Raw genomic sequence first — 23,424 nt, 5'->3', positions numbered from 1 at the left:
ATACTGATGAAAAAGTAGGGGCTGGCGAGGAAAGCGCTGGCCGCCTCACTCTTGCTATCAGGTGTTTTTCTGGTAATGATAACAAGGGTGGCTCTCCCTCTGAGAGGCCCTTGTTGCTAGTTACAAATCTACCTCCCAAGCTTCGGGGGTAACTCTAAAATCCCTCCGCAAATTTGGGAAGAATACTCTAAAATCCCCCTAAATTTTCAGGGTTGGCGGCGTCTAATTATAACTAGCAACAAGGGTTAGATAATGAGAACAGTTAACGGCTTTGAGAAAAAATTCGAGATGAAGTTCCGCAAACTCGCATTCAAACTGCACTTGTATTTGGGGTTGGTGGTAGGAATATTTCTCGCAGCAATTGCTTTAACTGGGTGCTTGCTGGTTTTCGGTTCTGAAATCGAGCGGTTCTTCAATCCCCAACTCCTGCAAGTTATTCCTCAAGCCGAACGGATACCGCTGGAAAATGTCCTGCAAATTGCCGAAAAAGCTTATCCGCAAAATCAAGCCATTAGTATCTTGCTGCCCCGAGAAGCGAAGGAAGTTTGCCAAGTTTTGATGCTGTCAAAGAGTGAGGAAGTAGTTAGGGTTTATGTCAATCCTTACAGCGGAGAAATTACGGGTACGCGCCTTAGGAAAGAAACTTTTACAGGTTTTATTTTGACGTTACACGCGGAATTAGCTGGAGGAGAATTAGGTCATTTGGTTGTCGGTATTTGCGGTCTAGTAATGCTAGGACTAACTTTTACTGGCTTGGTATTGTGGACGGGTTGGCGCAATTTTGGTCGCGGATTTTGTATTAATTGGAAAGCTCACTGGCAGCGGACTGTATTTGATTTACATAACGTTTCTGGCATTATATCGGTCGCTTTTCTCATGCTCATATCCGCTACAGGGACAGCGATAATTTTTTACGCGCCGGTTCAATCGACGCTGTATTGGCTAACGAATGAAAAGCCACAGCCAGCATTAAGTTCTCATCCCCACTCTAGCAGTTCCAGGCAAAACCTTGACGAAATCTTACACCAAGTTAATACCGTTTGGCCGGAAGCTAAAACCACTTTTGTTTTTCTGCCTTTGACGCCTGAAGCAATTTTTAAAGTACGGAAAAAATTTCCCAATGACCCGCACCCAAACGGGATTAGCACTATTTATCTCGACCAATACAGTGGGGAAATATTGCAGGCTGACAGTGTAAATTCAGCTTCGGTAGCAAATCGAATTCTCAACTCGCTTTATCCGCTACATATTGGCAGCTATGGCGGAATTTACTTGCGGCTGGCACACACGATCGCAGGATTAGCCGCGATTGTACTGTTTATGACGGGTGTAATGATGTGGCGCCAGCGGCATTTGGCGAAATTTTACCGCAAGGAGGCTAGACAGCAATATGAAGAATTATCTCCACTTAGCCAGCAATGGCCTTGGTTTTAATGAGAGCGGCGTGCGGTTTGATGCGGGTGTGATATCAAATCTGTTAGCATCGGAATTATTCCTATATCTCTTCTCGACCTCTGCGTGAATCAGCGTCAATTCCTTGTCATCTGGTGCCCGATAAATTCTCTTTTTTTTACCGCAGATACAGGCAGATGCAACACAGATTAACGCAGATGAATCATATCAATTCCGGTTGCACCATCCCTCGGAAATTGTTGACTCTTGACTGGATTTGACTATGGCGAGGCAACCGGAATTGATATGATTATCCTGCCTAAAAAAACCGATTCTCTGAATTTTAAATCCTATCAATCGCCTATTTCATGCAAAAATTTATTCAACTCTGGGTCGGACAAACTGCTTCGATGATTGGCAGCGCTATGTCGGCTTTTGCGCTGACTATTTGGATTTGGGAGTCCACCAGTCAAGTGACGGCTTTGGCTTTGTTGATGTTTTTTATTCAATTGCCGCGCATCTTGCTCGCTCCGGTTGCTGGCATTCTCGTTGATCGCAGGAATCGAAAATTTTTGATGGCGATCGGTGATGCGGTTTCAGCTCTGTTAACGCTCGCTATCCTATTACTTTATATCAGCCAAAACCTGCAACTATGGCATTTATATGTAGCGGGTGCAGTTAACGGAATTTTTGACCAAATTCAGCAGTTAGCTTACTCAGCAGCCATCGCCACAATGATGCCAGAAAAGCATTACAGCCGCGCTAGCAGTTTAAGTTTTTTGGCAAAATACGGCGCGAGTATTATTGCTCCGACGCTGGCGGGGATTCTCTATTCTGTGATTGGGTTGAGCGGGATTTTTACGATCGACCTGGCAACTTTTACAATAGCGATCGCCACCCTAGTATCTGTCAAAATACCCCAGCCCGCGATCGCGCCAGCGTTGCGGAGCAATATCGCCTCCAATCCCCAGCCGACTCGCTTCCACCTATTGCAAGAACTCAGCTTCGGATTCCGCTACATCGTCCAGCGTCCCAGCCTGCTTGCCTTGCTGGTGTCCGTTTCGCTATTCTGGTTTGCTCACGACATCGGCGCGGCCCTCTACTCACCGATGATACTGGCACGCACCGGCAACAATGCCAGAATCCTCGGTACTATCCTTTCAGCCGCCGGCGCCGGAGGCGTTTTAGGAGCATCAATCGTCAGTATTTGGGGCGGTCCCAAACGCCGAATCCGGGGCTTTCTGCTCGGCATGGCAGGCGCGGGCTTGAGTAAAATAGTCTTTGCTTTCGGTCAAGCGCTTTCCATCTGGATTCCCGCTCAATTTTGTTCGTCTTTCAATTTCCCCATCCTCGGCAGTTCCAACGAGGCCATCTGGCTGGCGAAAGTCGCACCAGAGGTACAGGGGCGCGTTTTTGCTACCAGAGCAGTCATCATGCAATTTGCGTCAGCGATCGGTTTATCGATCGCAGGGCCACTTGCCGATCGCGTCTTTGAACCCGCCATGCAACCAGGAGGTTTTTTAGCAGCTATTTTTGGCCCAATTATCGGGACAGGTGCCGGTGCTGGCATGGCTTTGTTATACGCTATCTCCGCGCTGGGCTTATTGCTCGTAGCAGTCGGTGGGTATGCTTGCCGACTGCTGCGCGATGGGTAAAGGGGAAACGGAGAGAGGTCTTTTAACTTCTTACCTCTTCCTTCTTCCTTCTTCCTGACATCCGTTACATCTGAGATGTTGCACCATTCTCAATTACTTGTTTAGGAACAGGCAAGATGCCTGTTCCACAAAAAAATTCACTCTTTGTGGAACAGGCATCTTGCCTGTTCTTGAGAATGGTGCCAGATGTGAGTTACATCCGTTACATCCGTTACAGAATCCGTTGCCGAACTTCCTTCTGCTAAAGTTTCTGGCGCGAACTCAGGTGAGCTTCAATTTCCGATCGCGATCGCCATACAGGGCGCAATTCCTTGCGAGCAAAGAGCTGCGACTGATCACCGGCGTGGGGCGAACCAGGTTGAGAGGCGTTGCCGTAACTGTTTAGCGCCATCGCTTTCACCGGATTCGAGAACTCAATCGCAGCGACAAAAGAATCGCCCGCAACCGCTTGAAAGCGATTGTCTTTCCCAGGAGCGAACCAGACTGAGCGAAATACACCCAAAGCACCGTCAGCTCCATTTGCAGGCAGATTCGCCTCCCCAGGCAATCGGAAGACTTCTCCCCATGCCACATCTAACGCGCCATAAGTTACCTCAACTTTGGTTGCTGTCGCTTCCAGCACCCGCACCGCCTCCGCAGGATTTGCCAACCCGTCTGGCGTCGTTAGTGGCGCATCTTCGCTCCAAGGTTTAGCGAATAACCCATCGGCATCCATCGCTTTTTTCCAAAAGGCAAACAGCACCGCACCGCGACTGTCAGCATCGACTTTGCGATCCCAAGTGGCGAGAACTTCCGCAGCGCGGCGCGCTTGAGCACTGCCTTGCCGTGCGACGGGAATTAAATCATCGAGGAGGCGATCGGCGAGTTCTACCCGAGTGGAATGTTTGTATTGCATCAATTCATCGAAAGAGATTTTTTCATCTTCTAAGAGCATTTTTGCCGATCGCTGCGATCGCAAATCCATCGGGCCGCGCGGTGCCATGTAGGCGGGATAATTATCGGGTGCGATCTGGCTGGGAAACGTCGTCGTCCAGGGGGGATCGTTGGTATTTTGCAACCAACCGCTGGGCGGATCGACAACGCGCGGCAAATCCGCATAGGGATGATTTTTGGTCCACAAAGTCTCTGATGTATTGCCTGCGATCGTGCCTGACCAGTATTTAAAATCTCCCTTTTTGCGTATGGGGACTTGACCGTTAAACAAGTGCATGATATGCCCCTCACGATCGGCATACATGACGGTAAACATGGGAATTTCCAAGCGCTTTAAAGCGGCTTCAAATTCAGAAAAATTCTTTGATCGTGCCATATCCCACCACTGGTGAAGGGCTGCTGGTTTATCGAGTCCGACAACGCGCAGGGCGATCGCGGAGCCCTGTTTTTCTGTGATAATCGGTCCGTGAACAGAACGCCGCACTACTAGAGATTCCGAGCGCAAATTCCCATTCTTTTCTTTGACTTTTAAAACCTTCTCTTCCCTGTCAAAATTTCGGACTTTGCCATTGAAGCGATAGCCATCGTTAGCGAGGGGCAATTCGTAGGCATCCCAGCCATCGTGAGTGTTGACAGTATGAGTCCATCCCAAGTTGTCATTAAAGGCGATCGTTAATACAGGAAATCCGACGAGAGTCGCTCCGTAAGCGTTAATTTCTGGGGCAATCAGTTGCGCTTCGTACCATAAATATAAATCCGACCAAGGAAGGTGAGGATTTGCCAATAGCATGGCATTGCCGCTTTCAGAACGCGAAGGAGCGATCGCCCAACCATTAGAGCCTTTGGGGGGATCATTTTCAGCGATATCTTCAAGGCGCTCTGGATCGACTACAAAAGTAAAATTGATGACGCGTTGCGCGTGTGCCAATACATCTACCGGTTTGAGGGGCAATGCTACCTTTAATTCTTGGGTGAGCGCCGCTGGGTGTTCTTTTGCATAGGCATTCATTCCGCCAACAAAAGCATCAATATAGTTGCGAAAAATGGGATTTTGTGATTCATACCACGCCTTGGCGCGATTAGAAATTCCCATAGTTTGCACCCAGCGATCTGATTCCAGATAATCTTCGCCCCAAAATTCGGCAGCTTGCCCGCGAGCTTGCCCGTAAAGACGCAAAATCAGATTACCGTGACTTTGCATCTGTGCCCACCCGAAAGCGTAGAAAAGGCTTTTACTATTCTCTCCGTAAATGTGTGGAATTCCATAGGTATCCCAAAGAATTTGAGTGCCGGTTTGAGGCGCGGCTTGAATCCAACTATTGAGGACCAAAACAAAAATAAAACTCATCAATAACGAGACAATCTGTCGCCATTGTTTTTTTAGTTGTAGAAACACGGGAAATTAATTTGGTAGGGTTAAACTGAGACCTTGCAGCCTTTTCAACAAGCTGCACGAATAAAACGCCGAGGATTTAAAGCCCTTTTATGGAGAACAAGACACAAAATTATACCAAATCCGATCCCCAAAAATCTAACCTATCTACGTCTATTTGCCTCCATCTGCGGTTTAAAAAATAATACCTCTTCGAGAACTCCAGAAAATCCGAAAAAACACTCTATGTAAATTGTTTCCGGTTGCATGGGAATGATAAAGCCAAGGGCAATAATTCCACATTCCCAACTCCCAACTCCCCACTCGCGACTCCCCATCATTCCGGTGTTACCGGAATTGATATAAATCGGATGTGGTATTAAAATCCATCCCTACGCTCACCAAATTGAAAAGCCCTATAAAACGCCGGTGTGTCGGCTGTAAAGCACATTATGTCATTGGTGAGGAGGGGAGGAAACAAGTAGGGGGAGATAGGTTATATCATGTCCGGTCGATTACCCTGATTCCTGTAGGGGCCCGTGAGCCAATAATATTTGCCCCTAACCGACAATCTCAAAAACCCGCCCCGGCAATTGTATTATGCGCGATCGATCGGACATGATATAATAAGGTTATTTTTGAAGCTGCCCCTCTTGCCAATTTCCCTCTACCTTCGTTCCGTCTGCATAGATGTACAAACCTTGACCGTGTTTTTGCCCCTTGAGGAATTCACCTTGATAGCGATCGCCATTGGCGTAAATGCAGGTACCTTTGCCGTTGAACTGACCCTCGCTAAATTCGCCTTCGCAGCGATCGCCATTCGCAAAAAAGTAAACTCCTTTCCCGCTCATTTTACCCTTGACAAAAGTGCCTTTATAGCTATTTCCATTAGCGAACTCACGGACACCTTCACCACTAAATTCTCCATTGTCAAAAGACCCTTGATAACGTCCCCCTTCTTTAAAAGTAAACAACCCCTGACCTTGAGTGTTGCCCTTGACAAACTCTCCTTCATAGCGGTTGCCGTTCGGATATTCGCGAACCCCTTTACCGTGAAATTGCCCTTCACTAAATTGCCCCTCATAACGGCCTCCTTCAGCAAAGGTATAAATTCCCTGCCCGTGAGGCAAGTTATTCAGCAACTCTCCTTCGTAACGGTTCTTATTAGCATATTGACAGACGCCTTTGCCGTTAACTTTTCCTTCTTTAATATCTCCTTCGCAACGAGTGCCATTACTGAACGTAAAAGCCCCTCGGTCGCTGGGAGAACTATTTGTAAAAGAGCCTTCGTAACGAATGCCGTTAGTTGAGGTAAAAGTGCCTGTACCATCGAACTCACCGTTTTTAAAACTTCCTTCGTAGCGATTGCCGTTAGCAAATTCGCGGACACCTTGACCGTTGAATTCACCCAAGGCGAATTCTCCTTGGTATCGACCTTCTTCTTTAAAGGTATAAATGCCTTGACCGTGAGGTTGGCCGTTGAGAAATTGGCCTTCATAGCGATCGCCGTTGGCATATTGACAGATGCCGGGGCCGCTGAGTTTTCCCTCACTCAATTCTCCCTCGCAGCGTCCGCCATCCGGTAAAGTAATTACTCCTGCCATTGCGCTGTGTGGGTTGGCGAACAACACAGCCATTCCCAAGTTGGAACCAAGTAATAGAGCGAGTCCAACTCGCTGAAGTTTACTTAATATTGGTGACCACATTCCCAAATTCATAATTCACAAAAAACTCAACTTTTAACTTTGCTATTCCTTGGACGGTGCTAGAGAATTCCCAGCCAAATTGCTAGAGTCTCAAAAAAATCCCTAGTCAGTGAGCCGGAAGATAATGGATATTTTTTCTCCTTGAAAGCCACTCTCTGATGAGGCATATTTCCTTTCTTGTACTGTTTTAATCGCTGCCTTATTCAAGTCGTTGTATTTGCTAGGAGTCAAGATTTTGATGTTGAATGTCTTACCGTTGGGGTCAACGTCACAAATGAGTTCCACTTGGCCTTGGCGCCCTTCTTCTCTGGCTGCGATCGGATAGTCAGGTTTACCGCAGCCACTAATGCAAGTGGTCAGAGGCGCGCCGGGAGGGCGCGAAGGGCTCCCCCCTCTTCCTGGATTTGTCGGTTTTGGCACTGGCCCCGAACCGCTGCCAAATGGCCCAGACGAACCCCCGCCGCCATTTCCACCTCCACCGGGTGATGAGTTCGAGGCACTTCCGACCGGGCTTCCACCTCCAGGATCTCCACCGACCGGACTACCAGAGGAGGCGAGGTCTCCTAAACCTCCGGTCGCACTTCCAGAATTTCCGCCGCCTCCTGGCCTGGTAGCCGTGACTGGCGAGCCAGCCCCAGGCCTTCGGGGCGATCCCCCCGAACCATCCCCAAATGGCTCTGAGGAAGGTATGTCGCCATTTTCGCTGTCACCGGATGGTGAGTTCGACGCACTTCCTCCGGGGCTATCAGAGGAGGAGGGGTTTGTGACATCGCCGATCGCGTTTCCAGAATTGCCGCCGCCTCCTGGCCTACTAGCTGTGACTGGCGAGCCAGCCGCGGGCGATCGCTGTATGGGCCCGGAAGAAGGATTTAATGGCTCTGAGCTGTCTGAGGACTTGGGATTTCCAGCATCTTTTGTAGAGTCTGCGGAACTCCCAGCGCCCTTGGGGCGGGAGTCGGTAACGGGTGGTTCGCTTTTTGGAGGATCGGGCGAGGGGTTTTCGGGTTCGTTGGCGGTCGAGCTTTTAGGAGTTTCTGGCGAATTTAAATCTTCTTTAGGTGGGGGGGAAGGCTCCAGAGGAGTTCGCGACGAAGTTTCCGTTAAGGGCTGCTCTTTCTTAATCTCTGGCGGGGGCGTTGCCGCTATCGGTGGCTCCTCTGGAATCGGCGGGGGCGTTGCCGCTACCGGTGGCTCCTCTGGGGGAGTTGGCTCTGGTGGCGGTTCTGGTTTGAACGTCTCAGGCGGGGGAGATACCTTTTCTTGAATAGCCTGCTCTGGCTTGGTTTCCTCTACTTTAGGCTCATCAAGCATAACCACTTCAATGGCATCCTCTGCAAATTCAGCAGGTTTGACCAACTTGAGGCTCAACGGCAGCGCGACACCGTGCAGTAAGGTTGAGCCTAAAAGACCGATCGCCAGAACTTTTTTGAGAGCTTCTTCTTGTTGTTGTCTTTGCGTCGCCGAAACATTTGAAAAACTCATGCGTTATCAATCTCCTTTATGGATGGGTTGGCAACATCCTCGCTGGCTCCCCCACATCACCCGAAACAAGCTACCAACTGCGGGTTGAGCTTGCTATCAAAGATGAACCTACCCATCCTATAAGAAGACTGTCACCCTGTTCAAGACTCTTGCAATTAATTTTCATTTATTTAATTTTGATATAGCGAGTATTCCGCACCAATCAGCATTTCCTTTGGGTGGGCCTACGTTGCTCCCATGGGCGCTGTCAATGTTCGGATTCTGGCAGGGCAAGCTTCCAAAATTCCTTAACTGCAATATTCCGCCCCCGAATCTACCAATAAATTTCAGCATTCTTAAGCTTTTTAGATAATAAACACATAGTCTTTTATTATAAATTTATTATTTTTAATAAGTATATTATATTTAAGCGGGTGGGTGAGGGCTTGACAAGGACGAAATTTTGTGGAAACCTAGTTGAGAATCTTTTAAAGTATTAAAGATTATTTTCAAGTCCTAACGCAAATTTTACTAAAGAAGCACTGGCAGAAAAATCCGTCGGGATCACAGTAGAAGCATTTTGGGTAAAGACGAAAATAGTCACATACAGGTAGTGCGTTTGTGCGATCGCGATCGCGCTTGAGTGAAACAATTCTCCGTCTGAATCACTTGTGCCGACTTGACGCAGAAACTCTACCAGCCTTCGATCAGGCTCAATTGCACCATTAGGCAGCTTGCGATCATTCAACAGAGCTAGCGAGAGTACAAACCAATGGATAGTCTCATTTACATTTTTAAGGCCGCAGGCATTGTTGCTTGGCCGCTGTTTGCCTCGTCAATCGCAGCAGTAGCGCTGATCATAGAGCGTCTGGCCTTTTGGTTTAGGGTAAATCGGCGACAGCGGCGAGTCGTGCGGGAAGTGCTACAGGTCTACAGTCAAAACCCCGATTCCGCCATCAAAAAGTTACAAGTAAACGGCGATTTGCCCCTAGCCCGGATTTTTTTAGAAGCTTTAGAATTAGACTCGCCCAACATCGAAGAATTTCGTTTGGCCCTAGAGAGTGGCGCTCAGGCAGAAATCCCTATCCTGAAGCGATTCAATACAATATTTGACACCATTATCAGCCTTTCCCCGTTATTTGGCTTGCTCGGAACAGTTTTAGGGTTAATTACTACCTTTGGTTCCCTCAAACTGGGGAATGCCACGGGCACCAATGCCACAGGCGTTACCGCTGGGATTAGCGAAGCCCTCATCTCTACGGCACTGGGGTTAGTGGTGGCAATTTTTACGCTCCTATTTGCCAATATGTTTCGCGGGTTTTACTTACAGCAGATAGCTTTTATTCAGGAAGCCGGAGGCCAGTTAGAGCTATTGTACCGTCACCGCTACGAACAACTATCAAGAGAATCTAACTATGCGCCTACCCGATGAACCTGATAATATTCCCCAGATCAACATCGTGCCCATGATTGATGTGGTCTTCGCCATATTGACATTTCTAATTGTTTCCTCTTTGTCTTTATCCAAATCCGAGGGTCTGCCCGTAAATTTACCGAAAGCATCAACGTCTCAAGTTCAGGACTCGCCTGCTAAAATTACCGTCACCATTGATGCTCAGGGAAAATTAATGGTTGATAAAAAGTTAGTCAACTTAGACCAGATAGAGAGTAGGGTGCGACAGGTGATAGGGTCAAATCCGAACTCATTAATTGTGCTGAATGCGGATAAAAGCGTCAATCACGGAAATGTTGTGGAAGTTATGGATATATTACGCCGAATTAAGGGAGCTAAGTTAGGCATTGCTACGGCAAAGTAGAGAGCTAATATAATTCGTAATTTGTAATTCCCTGATACTTTTAAACTGAAATTACCCCGTGCAGATGTACTAAAAAAGCCTGTAAGCCTGATTAAAAAATGAATACAGGCTTTAATAGCGCATTTTATTACCCCTGTAATTTCAGATTGTTTTAAGATTTTCATCAATAACGGGACTTAGACATTTTCTAGCCCCTAAAGAAGCTGAAAACCCCTCGGAGTAAGTCAAAGAGGTACGCGCGATCGAAGCTATCCCGAAGGGAATCGCCCAAAAATGCCTGAAACCCTTAAATATACTCGATTCCTACCCATTAGAGCTAAAAACCTTTCTGTCTAAAGGCTTTAAGGTTTGAAAGTTTCCGTTCGGATTAGGCATGATTCACACGTTACAAGTGATTGAATGCTTTTTTCCCCTTACAGGGGCTTTGTTAGTTGTCAAGCACTGTGTCAAGTGATTCCCCCTAGTTTACCAAGAAAATTGGGTCTAAAGCCCCGTCCTTCTAGGACGGCTTTAATTTATACAAAGTGTAAAAAATTATTAAATATACGCACTTTGTGAAGACAGTGTTTCGTAAATACGATAAGATGTTTGCATGATTGTACTAGAGTTTAAGTTAAAAGGCAAAGCACACCAATACCGAATCATTGACGAAATGATTAGGACGGCTCAATTTGTCCGAAATAAAACTCTTAAATATTGGACAGAAAATCAAGGGGTTAAATTAGTAAACCTGTACAAACAGTGCGCCATTATGGCAAAAGAGTTTGAATGGGCAAGCAAACTTAACTCGATGGCACGTCAAGCTTCCGCTGAACGTGCCATTTTTGCTATCCAACGTTTTTTTGCTAATTGCAAAGCCAAAAAACCAGGAAAAAAGGGGTATCCACAGTTCAAAAAATATACTCGTTCTGTAGAGTACAAAACATCAGGTTGGTCGCTTTCTACCGACAAAAAATGTTTGACATTTAAGGACGGGTTTGCTGCTGGGAAATTTAAGTTAATCGGTAGTCGGGATTTGCATTTCTATGCGCCCGACGAAATCAAACGAATCAGAATTGTGCGTCGTGCCGACGGCTACTACGCCCAGTTTTGTATCAATGTGGAGCGAAAAGAGGAACCTGTTCCCACTGGTAAAGTTATTGGGATAGATGTGGGATTGAATCACTTCTATACCGACAGCGATGGGGAAACAGTCGCCAACCCTCGATACCTCCGCAAAAGTGAAAAAGCTTTGAAAAGATTGCAGAAACGAGTCTCTCGAAAAAAGAAAGGTTCTGGCAATCGAAAAAAAGCAATCAATAAGTTAGGAAGAAAACATCTGAAGGTCAGCAGGCAGCGTAAAGACTTCGCCATCAAGACGGCGTTGTGCGCGGTAAAATCTAGCGATTTTGTAGCCTACGAAGAGCTTGAGGTGCGGAATATGGTTAAAAACCATAAGCTTGCTAAATCAATTAGCGATGCAGCTTGGGATCAGTTTGCTCAATGGTTGGAATATTTTGGGAAAATATACGGCAAAACAGTAGTTGCTGTCGCCCCTCAGTATACTTCCCAAGATTGTTCAAATTGTGGCAATCTCGTTAAAAAAACGCTGTCAACTCGAACCCATATTTGCGGTTGCGGTGTGATATTAGATCGTGATCACAACGCCTCGCTGAATATTTTGGCGAAAGGGTTGAAGCAAGTAGGAATCAATTCAAATACGGCGGGGCACGCCGAAATTAACGCTTGGGAACAGACTGATCTCTACTCTTTGGTGGCGACATCAACGAGCAAATCGACTGATTGAACCAAGAATCCCCACGCCTTTAGGCTGGGGAGTGTCAAAATCTCGTGTACTGTTTTATGTCTATAAATAATCTACAAATTTGTAGACACGAAGCAGCAGCAGTGTCAGGTCTACAAATTTTTTACAGCGTAGGTCGCAGAATATTTTCCGACGGCAGTGACGGACAAAAGCTAGAGTCACGTCATTTGCATAGTGCGAGTGAAGCAAAAGTTTGTCACGACCGGGATTTTTGGGTGAAAGTCGATCGCACTATGCGGCTAGAATTTTCCTAGCAGAACTGTGGATTAGATGAGCGTGAGTAGGTTAATAATTGCGTCCAATTATGGGCTTAAAGCGGTCAGATCCTAGAAGTATCCTAGGAATGTTGGATAGAGTAGCTGAAAGTATTGTAAAACTTCATTGAGTTTATAAGCAATTATAAACAATAATGGTATTATATTGTTGTGAGTGTTGAACAAGGGATACGCATAGCCCAAAGAACGGAAGTCTCAAATGCAACTAACAGAGAGGCACATCATTAAATCAACGGAACACCGTTTCGCCCAAATTGACGAACTAGCTTTCAAGTCCAAAAACCTCTACAATGCCACCAATTACGTTATTCGTCAGAGCTTTATTTATGGATGGGGTTATGTCAGTTATAACGAAATAAACCGATTGATGAAGTCTCATGAAGCCTACAAGGCTTTGCCTGCTAAAGTAAGCCAGCAAATCTTGATGGTGTTAGACAAGAATTGGAAATCGTTTTTTGAAGCAGTTAAAGCTTACAAGGCTGATTCTTCAAAATTCACGGGTCGCCCGAAATTGCCAAAGTACAAAGACAAAACCAAAGGGCGAAACCTTCTCGTCTACACGATTCAAGCGATTAGTAGTAAACAGTTGAAGAAAGGAATCATTAAACTTTCGGGTACTGAACTTTTAATCAAAACCCAAGTCGATCCCGATGAGATTTGCCAAGTTAGGCTGGTTCCGAAATGTGATTCCTATGTAATTGAGGTAATTTATGATGAACCGGAGTCCACCCTTGGCAACGCTAATTCTGTAGCTAGTATTGATTTAGGACTAGATAATTTAGTGGCGTTAACTTCAAATCAACCGGGATTTATCCCTTTGTTGATCAACGGGCGACCATTGAAATCGATTAACCAGTTCTACAACAAACGCTCTTCACGATTACAATCCCAGTTAAAAGGGAACCGCAAAATTTCACCCCGGATTCAGCGTTTAACTCGCTGTCGCAATCAAAAAGTTGATAATTACTTGCATCAGGCTAGTCGCCTAATTATTAACCTTTTGACGACCAAGCAGATTGGGACGTTAGTAATCGGCAAGAATGCACAGTGGAAAACAGAGATAGATCTAGGAAAGCAAACTAACCAAAACTTTGTCAGCATTCCTCACTCTCGATTGATTGAGATGTTGGAATACAAAAGACCTCTTGCAAAAGTCCTTTTCATAAATTTATTGGACGGGCAAGATGCCCATCCCACAAGAAAAAATAATTCTTGTGGGATGGGCATCTTGCCCGTCCTAGTTATTTTTGCAAGAGGTCTAAAGCTCGGCTGATAGGAATCAAGGTAATTGTGCAGGAAGAATCCTACACGTCCCGGTCTAATTTTCTGGGCTTAGACCCAATTCCTTTTTATGGAAAAACAGAAAAAGAGCCTGTGTTTACTGGTAAGCGGATTAAAAGAGGTTTATACAAAACATCAGTCGGCCAATTAATTAATTCTGATGTCAACGCTGCGTACAATATTCTCAGAAAGGCAATCCCAAATGCGTTTAGCAATGGGATAGGGAGCTGCGTAGTTGGGCCAATGCGGGTCAATCCGCTTAAAGTAAAAATGAAAGGGGAGGGGCTTAACGCCTCCCATGTCATGTGCAATAAATGACTATACTTTTACCAGCTATTGATATAGGGTTACTTATTTTGAACGGGCAGGGTAAAGTGAAAACAACTTCCTCGATCGGGTACAGAGTCTACCCAAATTTGACCGTAGTGGGCGCGGATGATGCCTTGACACAGAGACAGTCCAATGCCGTAACCGTCTGTTGATTTATCTCGCTGCAAGCGAAAGCTGTCTTCAAAAATGCTCGCGCAATCTTCTTCAGGAATTCCCGGGCCGCTGTTGCAAATGCTGACTTGAACTTTGTAAGCGGTGCGGTGGAGAATTGAAAGATTAACAGTTCCTCGGTCTGGCGTGTACTTGCTGGCGTTGTCAAGCAGGTTGACTATGACTTGTTTGATGCGATCGGGATCGGCATAAACCAAGGGTAAATCTGTGGGAATGTCTGTTTCTAAGTTCAGACTTTTCGCCTGAAATTTATCTTGAAACTGCAGGATTACATCTTGACAAATCGCCCCCAGTTCGATTCTTTTTGGTTCAATGTGGAGTTGAGCGTTTGTACCCCGGGCTGCTTGCAGGATATCTGTAATCATACGATCGACAATCCGGATTTGGCGGCGGGCTTGTTTCATCAAATGAGCCGCCAGACTCGGTGTCAAACGCGACTTTTCCCCCTCTTTCACCTTCTGATTTGACTCCAAAGTCTCCAAAGCCAAAGATGCGGCCGTCAAAGGATTACGCAGGTCGTGAGCTAGCATCGCAATAATCCGGTCTTTCAACTGCAACTGCTCTTGCAGGTGTTCTTTTTCCTGTTTGAGGCGAAAAACTTCATCAGAAAGCTGCACAAGTTCGACGGCACAAGCAACGGAATAGATTGGTTTTGGGTCAGTCAGGGTTTCAGCAAGAGCTGGGGCAGACTGCTGCTGAGCTGCGTATTCTTCTACAGAACGCTTCCAGCGGGGCCACCAGTGTTCGAGTTGGGCGATCAAATTGCTGCCGGCGAGAGTTTGTCGCGGCTCGGGATGAATTTTGAGCAGGGAGGGAGTGGCTACAAGTTTAAAGTGTTCGGCTAAATCGGGCTGTTCTCCTACGTCGATGACTTGAAGCTCAAAGTCGCACTCTGCCTTCAAATCCTTGAGGGACTTGCGGATGTGTCTGGTCTGTTCCCGGGAAGAGGGACGCTTGTCTACAAACAGCAAAAGCTGTAAAAGCGGTGCGGAATTGGCCGGCTGTTCGGGAGAACAGTCGGTATCGCTGGTGCCGGGTGTTGGATGGACGCTGTTGAGCTTTTCGATCGGGTGAAAATAATTGAGCATTGCCGAGCCGAGTTATTTCACTTCTACTTTAATTTAATACTTACTTTAGATTTATGCTATTGTCCGATAATTTCATTACGGCGGGCAGATGATATTTTTGAGATGGAATAAAAATGAGTCGCTGCGGGTGGTGGTTCAAGTGGCGGCCGCCTTTTTTGTGCTGTGCCTGTTGCTGACGCTGCACCGCTACTACAGCTTTTACGCTACTTACGACCAAGGCATTTTCAATCAACTTTTTTGGAACGGCACTCGGGGTCACTTGTTTGAGAGTTCCCTCTCTTCGGCTTTGTCCACTAATGTGGTTCACCAAAACCAGCTCCCGTCCGTATCTTACTACCGGTTGGGGCAGCATTTCACCCCGGCGCTGATGCTGTGGCTACCAATTTACTCGCTGTTTCCCTCGCCCCTCACTTTGACTCTGTTGCAGGTGACTTTAATTACGGCGGCTGGAGGAGTGCTCTGGGTTCTCGCCAGACACTATCTCGAACCAAGGCTGTCGGCGACAATTGTTGTGAGCTATTACTGCGCTAACGCGGTCATCGGTCCGACTTTGGGCAATTTTCACGATATTTGTCAAATGCCGCTGTATGTCTTTGGCTTGCTGCTGGCGATGGAGAAGCGCTGGTGGCCGCTGTTTGGGATTCTGGCAACTTTAATTTTGGCCGTGCGAGAAGATGGGGGAGTTGTTTTATTTGGCGTCGGAGTTTACCTGATTTTGAGCCGGCGCTACCCTCGGACTGGTTTAGCCGTCTGCATACTCAGTTTTGGTTATATGATCGTCCTGACCAATCTGATTATGCCTAGGTTTTCTGCTGATATATCCCAGCGGTTTATGATCGAGCGCTTCGGTCAATATGCCGATGGAGATGAAGCTTCGACTCTTGAAATTATTTGGGGAATGGTTAGCAATCCCGGGCGGTTGGTGGCTGCATTATTTACTCCGTTTTTTGGTAAGATTAGATACCTGCTTGGCCAGTGGTTGCCATTAGCTTTGGTTCCAGCTTTCGCGCCTGCGTCTTGGATGATAGCTGGATTTCCGCTGCTGAAGCTATTTTTAGCGAAAGGACAGTCGGTGCTGGCGATTAATATCCGCTATGCGATGACTGTGGTTCCAGGGCTTTTTTATGGGGCGATTCTGTGGTGGGCCCAGCGTCAAAAGGAAGAAGATAGAATGGTGAGAGAGGAAAAAATGTTTTTGCGTTTTCCTTCTGCTTTATTTCCTCTGCCTTCGTCTTCAAAGTTTCGCCGCTTTTGGGCGTTTTGTATCTGCTTGTCGCTATTTTTTACCTTCACTTCTAACCCAAATCGGACTTTTTCTTGGATTTTGCCCGATGCGATCGACCCTTGGGTGCAGGTTCCTCTCGTCAGACAGTGGCAGCACGTTTTGCAAGTGCGGCCACTGTTGGCTCAAATTCCTGCTGATGCTAGCGTGGCAGCGACGAATACTATTGTGCCGATTTTGTCAAGCCGTCGGGAAATTCTCAGGTTTCCGATGTTTGAACTGCGCAATGATGCGGGGAAGGCAGTGAAGATGGAATATGTAATTGCCGATATGTGGCAGTTGCTGCAGTATCAGGCTGCGTTTCGCGGGGAACGGGGACAGTTGCAGGAGATCGTACCGGCGATCGATCGAATGTCCAAATCTGGAGAGTACGGAATTGTTGGCTTTGAAGACGGTGCGATTTTGATGCGTCAGGGTGCTGTTTCTAACTCTGCATCGGCTGCTGCTTGGACCGATTTTCGCCGCGAATTGGAGCCGATTTTGAAGAAAGGGTAAGCCGGTAGACGCGAGATCCCTTGCTGAGTCTGTGGCACAAATCTTGAGGAAACCTGTTTTTTTCAGGCAATGGCGATCGAGCAATTTCCTGCAAAAACCCGGTTTCTGCATGATTTTGGGTCCTAGTTGCTGCCAAAAGTCAGGCTTTGGGCATAAACTTGCGATCGACTAACATTTAAGGCTGGTTATTATACAATAAGTTTGTTAATCCTAAACATTAAGATATATAAAATCTTTGGAGGGGAGAAAGATGAAAATTTTGGTATTGGCCTGGGAGTTTCCTCCCAGAATCGTAGGCGGTATCGCCCGCCACGTAGCGGAACTGTATCCAGAATTAGTGAAGCTGGGCCACTCGATTCACTTAATTACAGTAGAGTTCGGCCACGCGCCGATGTACGAAGTAGTGGAAGGAATACGGGTGCATCGGGTGGTGGTGGGGCACGCCAGGGACTTTTTTCACTGGGTGGCGAACCTCAATCAAAGCATGGGCAAACAAGGTGGCAAACTGATGCTGGAGGAAGGCCCCTTTGATATCATCCACGCTCACGATTGGTTGGTGGGAGATGCGGCGATCGCCCTCAAGCATACCTTTAAAGTACCGCTAATTGCCACCATCCACGCCACCGAATACGGGCGCTTCAACGGCATCCACAATGAGGGGCAGCGCTACATTAACGCCAAGGAAAACGACCTCGCTTACAACGCTTGGCGGGTAATTGTTTGCAGCGATTATATGCGGCGCGAAGCCGAACGGGTACTATCGACTCCGTGGAACAAAATAGAGGTAATTTACAACGGAATTAGACCGGATAAGAAGCCGCGCTGGCACGAATTTGACGCGATGAACTTCCGCCGCCAGTTTGCGGCAGACGACGAAAAAATAGTCTATTATGTAGGAAGAATTAGCTACGAAAAAGGTATTGCTGTATTTCTGCATGCTGCACCTAAAGTAATTTGGGAAATGGGCGGTAAAGCGAAAATTGTAATTGTTGGCGGCGGCAATACAGACCATCTCAAACATTTAGCTTGGAATTTAGGAATTTGGAATAAGTGTTATTTTACAGGCTTCATGTTTGAGGAACATCTCGACAAATTCCAGACGGTAGCTGACTGCGCGGTTTTCCCCAGTCTTTACGAACCTTTTGGGATTGTAGCGTTAGAAAGCTTTGCGGCAAGGGTGCCGGTGGTGGTTTCGGATGCCGGCGGACTTCCAGAGGTGGTGCTGCACACTAAAACTGGCGTTGTTACTGAGGCAAACAATCGGGATTCTTTGGCCTGGGGAATTTTGGAGGTGCTGAAAAATCCGGGTTACGCGCGGTGGTTGGTTGACAATGCTTATGAGGATTTGGAACGTCGGTTTAGTTGGCCGAAGTTGGCGATGGAAACCGAGTGGGTTTATCACCGGGTGGTGGAGGAAAGGGCTGAGGTTGATTGGTGAAATTGACAGGTTGAAGATAAGGGTCGGCGGTTTCAACCGCTACTTGTCAAACGAACTCCCTCTCTAAAAGACTAAGATATAAAGGGGTATTTAAACCGGATTCTGCAATCAAAAGGCAGGAAATAAAACAGCCGAAATCTACCTTACTTTGAGTGCACTCATAAGATTTAAAGGGAATTGGCATCTTGAATATTTTTAAAGACATAGAGCCCCAACCCAGACGCAGCTTGCTGACTTTATTCACCGCAGGCCTGCTATTCTGGTCGAGTATGGCTTCGCTGCTGCCAACTTTGCCGCTGTACGTTCAATCTGTGGGTGGCACAAAACAGCAAATTGGCTTTGTGATGGGTGCATTTGCGATCGGACTTTTGCTATCGAGGGCGCAGTTGGGTAAATTAGCTGACAGCAGGGGGCGAAAAATTGTTTTGCTTGTAGGCGCCTCAGTCGCTACGATTGCCCCTCTGGGCTACCTCTTAGCTCAATCTATCCCCTTACTGTTACTTCTTCGCGCTTTTCACGGCATTAGCATCGCTGCTTTTACCACAGCTTACAGCGCTTTGGTAACAGATTTGTCGCCTCCTGGAAAGCGAGGCGAATTAATTGGTTACATGAGTTTGGTGAGTCCTATTGGTCTAGCATTTGGTCCGGCTATTGGCGGATTTGTGCAAGCTTGGGTTGGTTATACTCCTTTGTTTGCGATGTCGGCAACTTTCGCTGCAACGGCTGTATTTTTTACCTGCCAAATTGCGGAACCAAATTTTGCCGAGTTAACAAAATCTGACTCGCTATCTGAGGCAAAAAATAACCCAAAATACTGGCAACTGCTGTGGAATCGCCGGGTGCGGGTTCCGGCTTTAGTGTTATTGGTGGTTGGTTTGGTATTCGGAACTTTGAGCACTTTTATGCCTTTGTTTATCCAAGAAACCAAGGCTAATTTGAATCCGGGCTTATTTTATTCTACGGCGGCTATCGCCAGTTTTGGTATGCGAGTGGTCACGGGACGGGCTTCGGACAAATACGGTCGCGGCTTGTTTATTTCTGGCGGCTTAATCTGTTATGTCCTGTCTATGTTATTGTTGTATTTTGCTAACAACAGCGGTGCTTTTTTAATCTCAGCTTTGTTTGAAGGTTGCGCCGGCGGTACGGTTATGCCGATGATGGTAACGCTGATGTCGGACAGGTGCGAACCTCATGAAAGGGGTCGCTTGTTTTCACTTTGTATTGGCGGATTTGATTTGGGACTTGCGATTGCTGGGCCGACTTTAGGCTTTGTTGCTGAACAAGTTGGCTACAGAAATATGTTTGGTTTTGCGGCTGGACTCGCTGGCTTGGCTTTGCTGATTTTTATTACTCAGTCTAGCAAGGGCTTGTCTAATTCGATGAAATTTGCGATCGGTCGAGGCAAAGATGTTTATGCTTTGAATAGGTGATATCAATTCCGGTTACACCAGAATGACTGTTGACTGTTGGCTGTTGACTGTTGGCTGTTGACTGTTGACTGTGAGTCGATTTAATATTTCTATATGCTTTGGTGGTAACATGACTGGAATTTACCATTCCGATGAAGCGCCCAGATGATATGATGATAAGCGATTTTTAGTAAGAACTTTAGCTTAATTCACGAGAAGCCCCACGTCTCAACCCGAAGGGTGAGCAGGGGATGAATCGTGGGGCGACTTAGGTACGGAGTCGCCCCATCTCTTACTTGGTAAACTGTCGATAAAGTCTTCTATTATCTGAGTCATCGTTTTTTCTTTTGAAGCTGCATATAAACGCAGCTTATTCAATCGTCGCTCTGATGTCCGAATTCTGATGTATTTATATCATGTCCGATCGATTGACCATAATATCCCGGCCGGGCGGGTTTTTGAGATTGGAGATTGTTGGCAGAGATTGGCAGGTTTACCCGCCCCTACATGATTTCGGGCGAAGCGAAGCGGAGGGAATCGACCGGACATGATATTATCCTTCATTTTGTTTCCTCATTATTTCCTCGCTTGGTATTATAATACAAGTAGTTTCCATGAGTAAAATGCTGAAAGCAATTAAGGTTAGACTATATCCAACGGCGGAGCAACAAGTGGCTCTATCAAAGTCATTTGGTTGCGCCCGCTGGTATTGGAATTACGCCTTAAATGCCTGCATTCAGCAGTACCAGGAAATGGGTAAAACTTTAAAGCTGGCAACTTACAAAGGGATGTTGCCTCAACTGAAGAAAGACTTTCCTTGGTTGAAAGAGGATTGCTACTCTGCTGTATTGCAGTGTGTGGCAATCAATCTCAATAAAGCCTATACAAACTTTTTTCAGGGGATAGCCAAGTTTCCTAGATTCAAGTCAAAGCGGGATAAACAGTCAATTCAGTACCCTCAAAACGTCACTGTTAAAAATGATTTGCTCTGTGTTCCAAAAATCGGTGAAATCAAAGCAGTGTTTCACCGTGAAATCACTGGAATCATTAAGACAGTAACAATCAGTAAGACTCCATCGGACAAGTATTTTGCCTCTATTTTGTGTGAAACAGAAGACTCTTATTGCCCGGATTCTGGAAACAAAACTTTAGGCATTGACTTGGGATTGAAGGATTTTGCCATTGTTCATGACGGTGAACGAGTAACCAAGTATTCTAATCCCAAGCACTTGAAGCGCCATGCAAAGAATCTTGCCAGGAAACAACAAAAGCTTGCTCGTAAAACTAAGGGGAGTAAAACTAGGGAGAGATCTAGAAAACTTGTAACTAAGGTTCACGAGAGAGTATCAAATACCCGCCAAGACTTTCTGCATAAATTGAGCAGGAAAGTGGTAGACGAAAGCCAAGTCATTGCTGTAGAGAATCTCAATACAAAGGGTATGGTGCGGAACCGTAAGCTATCCAAGGCAATATCCGATGTCGGTTGGGGTATATTTGTCAACTTCCTTACGTACAAGCTAGAGCGCAAGGAAGGTAAACTCGTAGAAATTGACAGATTTTTTCCCAGTTCTAAAAAGTGTTCATGCTGTGGTCATGTTGTCGATCAATTGCCGCTTGATATCAGGGAGTGGGATTGTCCTAAGTGTGAAACTCATCATGACCGTGACGGTAATGCTGCATTGAACATCCGAACTGAAGGCATTCGGATACTGACTATCGACGGAGGGAACCCCGTTCTTGCCGTGCAGAGGCGGAGTAAGACCAATAAGCCGCAAGGTGGAAAGGCATCTGTCAATGAAGCCGGAAGCCCACACTTACTCGAAGAGAAGTGTGGGTAGTTCACTCTGACAGTCACTGAAACCAAAAGAGAAGACTGAAGTCCTCACTACAAACTTATATGAGTTTTAAGCTCTGCGTCCCGTTCGCTCTTGGGTCATCAAGAGAGAACCCAAGTCCTCAGTACAAACTTATATGAGTTTTGAGCCCTGAATTCAATTAATTTCTTAATTCAAAACTCAGACATCAGAACTTTTAGCCTTTGTGAACAAACCTGACGGTCAACGGAGTATCATTAGACCGCAGATTTCTTTTCCCTCGAGACAAGGGATATTTTGATTAAATGGGCTTGGAGGGATTCGAACCCCCGACCTCATGGTTCGTAGCCATGCACTCTATCCAACTAAGCTACAAGCCCCTGTTGAGTTGAAATTTAATCTAAAATTGATTAAGTTCTTTTCTCACAGAATCTAACAGTAACACCATTACCCAAATAATGCAAGACCTTTCACCAACTTTTTCTAAATTGCCCGATGCGGCACAGCTAACTCACCTCAACAACAGCGGTGAAGCCCAAATGGTGGACGTTTCGGCGAAGGTGGTAACAGCGCGACAAGCTGTGGCCGCTGCGAGGGTGCGGATGTTACCGGAGACTTTTGCGGCGATTGAAGCGGGGAATGGGCCGAAAGGTGATGTGTTGGGCACTGCAAGGCTGGCTGGAATTATGGCGGCGAAACAGACGGCGCATTTGATTCCTCTGTGTCACCCTCTACCGCTGAGTAGTGTGGAGGTGCAGGTGATAGCGGATGCTGATTTGCCGGGATATCAAATTCGGGCGACGGTGAAAATTAAGGCGGAAACAGGGGTGGAAATGGAGGCGCTGACGGCGGTTTCGGTGGCGGCGCTGACTTTGTATGATATGGCGAAAGGATTGGAAAAGTCGATCGCCATTGAGTCGATTCACCTGGTGAGCAAAAGTGGCGGCAAGTCAGGGGACTATGAAAATTTAGAGGCATAATTTTCCTGCCGAAAGAGGGATGCAGAATTCAAAAAGCTGCACTTAAGATTAAAATAGGCGCAGAACTACTAATATCAAGTGAAAAACTATGCCTCCTCGTTGGCCCCGCAAACCCGATCGCAATGATCCAGAGTACCGCCGCTTAGATGACCGCATGAATTTTGCCATCCACGTCGGTCTTTTTTCTGCTACCAATTCTGGTTTGTGGTTTGTTCACAATTTGCAAAAGGCTGATTGGCCTTGGGCAATTTCGGTAACGGGTGGATGGGCTCTAGTAGTTTTGGCCCACGCGGTTTACCATTTTGCGATCGCCGATTATTCGCCCCTCACCAAAGATTCTGGCTGAAGGCAGTGGTGGGCGATTTGTTAAGTCTTTTGATTGATAACAAATAACTTTCGGCTTTTTTGATATGGCTAATACTACACAGGCGATCGAATCCTTAGCCGCTGAAATCGGCGAAAATGTCTACATAGATATTGCCAAGTGGCATTTGTATCTGAGAGATGCTCACCTGCATACCGTTGTTGCCCAACAACTTTACCAGATGCTAGAAGATGGCGATTTAGATGCTGACAGAGTTGCACAAGTTTTACAAGGAATTCCAGTCAAGTTGGGCGGCGGCAAGCGGGAAGTCCCGCTGGCAGATTTGATACCGATGCAGTGTCAAGTTCAGTTGATGGATGTGCTTGAAGAATTTCAGCGGAAGATGTGATATCAATT

18 protein-coding genes, 1 tRNA gene and 2 pseudogenes are annotated in these 23,424 nt (G+C 46.5%); 15 read left to right on the top strand and 6 right to left on the bottom strand.

The features are described from left to right. Positions 1 to 252 precede the first annotated feature (252 nt). Positions 253 to 1,434 carry a PepSY-associated TM helix domain-containing protein gene (locus ACUVJL_RS33140; protein ID WP_445249713.1) on the top strand — a complete coding sequence of 394 codons (1,182 nt, stop codon included), beginning with the start codon at positions 253 to 255 and terminating at the stop codon, positions 1,432 to 1,434. A 326-nt stretch (positions 1,435 to 1,760) separates the two neighbouring features. Beyond that, the gene (locus ACUVJL_RS33135) at positions 1,761 to 3,047 is read left to right on the top strand and encodes an MFS transporter (RefSeq protein ID WP_445249712.1); all 1,287 of its coding nucleotides are present in this window, start codon (positions 1,761 to 1,763) and stop codon (positions 3,045 to 3,047) included. Between the two features lie 241 nt (positions 3,048 to 3,288). Here ACUVJL_RS33135 and ACUVJL_RS33130 read toward each other — a convergent pair whose 3' ends face one another. The 4 genes from ACUVJL_RS33130 to ACUVJL_RS33115 all read right to left on the bottom strand — a co-directional run bounded on the left by ACUVJL_RS33130 (position 3,289) and on the right by ACUVJL_RS33115 (position 9,267). Then, positions 3,289 to 5,328 carry an acylase gene (locus ACUVJL_RS33130; RefSeq protein WP_445249711.1) on the bottom strand — a complete coding sequence of 680 codons (2,040 nt, stop codon included), beginning with the start codon at positions 5,326 to 5,328 and terminating at the stop codon, positions 3,289 to 3,291. Positions 5,329 to 5,984: 656 nt separating this feature from the next. Then, complete coding sequence (locus tag ACUVJL_RS33125; protein WP_445249710.1) at positions 5,985 to 7,058, bottom strand: hypothetical protein; 1,074 nt, start codon at positions 7,056 to 7,058, stop codon at positions 5,985 to 5,987. Positions 7,059 to 7,160: 102 nt separating this feature from the next. Continuing rightward, a complete protein-coding gene (locus ACUVJL_RS33120; protein ID WP_445249709.1) occupies positions 7,161 to 8,540 on the bottom strand; it encodes a TonB family protein in 1,380 nt (459 codons plus the stop codon). Between the two features lie 475 nt (positions 8,541 to 9,015). Next, positions 9,016 to 9,267, bottom strand: a complete 252-nt coding sequence (locus tag ACUVJL_RS33115; RefSeq protein WP_445249708.1) for a hypothetical protein — start codon at positions 9,265 to 9,267, stop codon at positions 9,016 to 9,018. A 24-nt stretch (positions 9,268 to 9,291) separates the two neighbouring features. Here ACUVJL_RS33115 and ACUVJL_RS33110 point away from each other — a divergent pair, with 24 nt between their 5' ends. The 6 genes and pseudogenes from ACUVJL_RS33110 to ACUVJL_RS33085 form a co-directional block, all read left to right on the top strand. Further along, the gene (locus ACUVJL_RS33110) at positions 9,292 to 9,951 is read left to right on the top strand and encodes a MotA/TolQ/ExbB proton channel family protein (protein ID WP_445249707.1); all 660 of its coding nucleotides are present in this window, start codon (positions 9,292 to 9,294) and stop codon (positions 9,949 to 9,951) included. Then, entirely contained in the window at positions 9,935 to 10,336 is a 402-nt protein-coding gene (locus ACUVJL_RS33105; protein WP_445249706.1) for an ExbD/TolR family protein, read from the top strand. The genes ACUVJL_RS33110 and ACUVJL_RS33105 overlap by 17 nt, the downstream gene beginning before the upstream one ends. Positions 10,337 to 10,928: 592 nt before the next feature. Then, on the top strand, positions 10,929 to 12,122 hold the full coding sequence (locus ACUVJL_RS33100) for an RNA-guided endonuclease InsQ/TnpB family protein (RefSeq protein ID WP_445249705.1): 1,194 nt from the start codon (positions 10,929 to 10,931) through the stop codon (positions 12,120 to 12,122). A 101-nt stretch (positions 12,123 to 12,223) separates the two neighbouring features. Continuing rightward, positions 12,224 to 12,394: a hypothetical protein gene (locus ACUVJL_RS33095; RefSeq protein ID WP_445249704.1), complete on the top strand. Its 171-nt coding sequence runs from the start codon at positions 12,224 to 12,226 to the stop codon at positions 12,392 to 12,394. Between the two features lie 220 nt (positions 12,395 to 12,614). Beyond that, positions 12,615 to 13,550 (top strand): annotated as a pseudogene (locus tag ACUVJL_RS33090) (RNA-guided endonuclease InsQ/TnpB family protein); the annotation flags it as partial. A gap of 125 nt (positions 13,551 to 13,675) precedes the next feature. After that, positions 13,676 to 14,014 (top strand): annotated as a pseudogene (locus ACUVJL_RS33085) (RNA-guided endonuclease TnpB family protein); the annotation flags it as partial. Between the two features lie 29 nt (positions 14,015 to 14,043). Here ACUVJL_RS33085 and ACUVJL_RS33080 read toward each other — a convergent pair. Then, positions 14,044 to 15,285 carry a histidine kinase gene (locus ACUVJL_RS33080; protein ID WP_445249703.1) on the bottom strand — a complete coding sequence of 414 codons (1,242 nt, stop codon included), beginning with the start codon at positions 15,283 to 15,285 and terminating at the stop codon, positions 14,044 to 14,046. Between the two features lie 88 nt (positions 15,286 to 15,373). On the opposite strand from ACUVJL_RS33080, the gene ACUVJL_RS33075 reads away from it, so the two are divergent. From ACUVJL_RS33075 to ACUVJL_RS33060, 4 genes are all read left to right on the top strand, one after another. Further along, entirely contained in the window at positions 15,374 to 17,062 is a 1,689-nt protein-coding gene (locus ACUVJL_RS33075) for a DUF2079 domain-containing protein (RefSeq protein WP_445249702.1), read from the top strand. Positions 17,063 to 17,312: 250 nt separating this feature from the next. Beyond that, the gene (locus tag ACUVJL_RS33070; RefSeq protein WP_445249701.1) at positions 17,313 to 18,500 is read left to right on the top strand and encodes a glycosyltransferase family 4 protein; all 1,188 of its coding nucleotides are present in this window, start codon (positions 17,313 to 17,315) and stop codon (positions 18,498 to 18,500) included. A 185-nt stretch (positions 18,501 to 18,685) separates the two neighbouring features. Then, complete coding sequence (locus ACUVJL_RS33065; RefSeq protein ID WP_445249700.1) at positions 18,686 to 19,930, top strand: MFS transporter; 1,245 nt, start codon at positions 18,686 to 18,688, stop codon at positions 19,928 to 19,930. Positions 19,931 to 20,523: 593 nt separating this feature from the next. After that, the gene (locus ACUVJL_RS33060) at positions 20,524 to 21,747 is read left to right on the top strand and encodes an RNA-guided endonuclease InsQ/TnpB family protein (RefSeq protein WP_445249699.1); all 1,224 of its coding nucleotides are present in this window, start codon (positions 20,524 to 20,526) and stop codon (positions 21,745 to 21,747) included. A gap of 282 nt (positions 21,748 to 22,029) precedes the next feature. Here the strand turns inward: ACUVJL_RS33060 and ACUVJL_RS33055 are convergent. After that, positions 22,030 to 22,103 (bottom strand) — tRNA-Arg (locus ACUVJL_RS33055). 78 nt (positions 22,104 to 22,181) lie between these two features. On the opposite strand from ACUVJL_RS33055, the gene moaC reads away from it, so the two are divergent. The 3 genes from moaC to ACUVJL_RS33040 all read left to right on the top strand — a co-directional run bounded on the left by moaC (position 22,182) and on the right by ACUVJL_RS33040 (position 23,416). Next, positions 22,182 to 22,703 (top strand): cyclic pyranopterin monophosphate synthase MoaC, encoded by a 522-nt coding sequence (gene moaC, locus ACUVJL_RS33050; protein ID WP_445249698.1) that lies wholly within the window; start codon positions 22,182 to 22,184, stop codon positions 22,701 to 22,703. Positions 22,704 to 22,791: 88 nt separating this feature from the next. After that, on the top strand, positions 22,792 to 23,049 hold the full coding sequence (locus ACUVJL_RS33045) for a 2TM domain-containing protein (RefSeq protein WP_332956678.1): 258 nt from the start codon (positions 22,792 to 22,794) through the stop codon (positions 23,047 to 23,049). Positions 23,050 to 23,113: 64 nt separating this feature from the next. Further along, entirely contained in the window at positions 23,114 to 23,416 is a 303-nt protein-coding gene (locus tag ACUVJL_RS33040) for a DUF3181 family protein (RefSeq protein ID WP_445249697.1), read from the top strand. Positions 23,417 to 23,424 lie beyond the last annotated feature (8 nt).

Source organism: Microcoleus sp. OTE_8_concoct_300 (genome assembly GCF_031383065.1).
Classification (GTDB): Bacteria; Cyanobacteriota; Cyanobacteriia; order Cyanobacteriales; family Microcoleaceae; genus Microcoleus.
The sequence above is the reverse complement of the archived record's forward strand: the minus strand, read 5'-3'. Positions and strand labels throughout refer to the sequence as shown.

Bases quoted from the DNA above. Each gene is read 5' to 3' on its own strand.
- ACUVJL_RS33070 (WP_445249701.1), top strand. From the start codon at position 17,313: ATGAAAATTTTGGTATTGGCCTGGGAGTTTCCTCCCAGAATCGTAGGC.
- ACUVJL_RS33125 (WP_445249710.1), bottom strand. From the start codon at position 7,058: ATGTGGTCACCAATATTAAGTAAACTTCAGCGAGTTGGACTCGCTCTA.
- ACUVJL_RS33135 (WP_445249712.1), top strand. From the start codon at position 1,761: ATGCAAAAATTTATTCAACTCTGGGTCGGACAAACTGCTTCGATGATT.
- ACUVJL_RS33075 (WP_445249702.1), top strand. From the start codon at position 15,374: ATGATATTTTTGAGATGGAATAAAAATGAGTCGCTGCGGGTGGTGGTT.
- ACUVJL_RS33130 (WP_445249711.1), bottom strand. From the start codon at position 5,328: ATGAGTTTTATTTTTGTTTTGGTCCTCAATAGTTGGATTCAAGCCGCG.
- ACUVJL_RS33080 (WP_445249703.1), bottom strand. From the start codon at position 15,285: ATGCTCAATTATTTTCACCCGATCGAAAAGCTCAACAGCGTCCATCCA.
- ACUVJL_RS33110 (WP_445249707.1), top strand. From the start codon at position 9,292: ATGGATAGTCTCATTTACATTTTTAAGGCCGCAGGCATTGTTGCTTGG.
- ACUVJL_RS33140 (WP_445249713.1), top strand. From the start codon at position 253: ATGAGAACAGTTAACGGCTTTGAGAAAAAATTCGAGATGAAGTTCCGC.
- ACUVJL_RS33100 (WP_445249705.1), top strand. From the start codon at position 10,929: ATGATTGTACTAGAGTTTAAGTTAAAAGGCAAAGCACACCAATACCGA.
- moaC (WP_445249698.1), top strand. From the start codon at position 22,182: ATGCAAGACCTTTCACCAACTTTTTCTAAATTGCCCGATGCGGCACAG.
- ACUVJL_RS33040 (WP_445249697.1), top strand. From the start codon at position 23,114: ATGGCTAATACTACACAGGCGATCGAATCCTTAGCCGCTGAAATCGGC.
- ACUVJL_RS33045 (WP_332956678.1), top strand. From the start codon at position 22,792: ATGCCTCCTCGTTGGCCCCGCAAACCCGATCGCAATGATCCAGAGTAC.
- ACUVJL_RS33120 (WP_445249709.1), bottom strand. From the start codon at position 8,540: ATGAGTTTTTCAAATGTTTCGGCGACGCAAAGACAACAACAAGAAGAA.
- ACUVJL_RS33060 (WP_445249699.1), top strand. From the start codon at position 20,524: ATGAGTAAAATGCTGAAAGCAATTAAGGTTAGACTATATCCAACGGCG.
- ACUVJL_RS33105 (WP_445249706.1), top strand. From the start codon at position 9,935: ATGCGCCTACCCGATGAACCTGATAATATTCCCCAGATCAACATCGTG.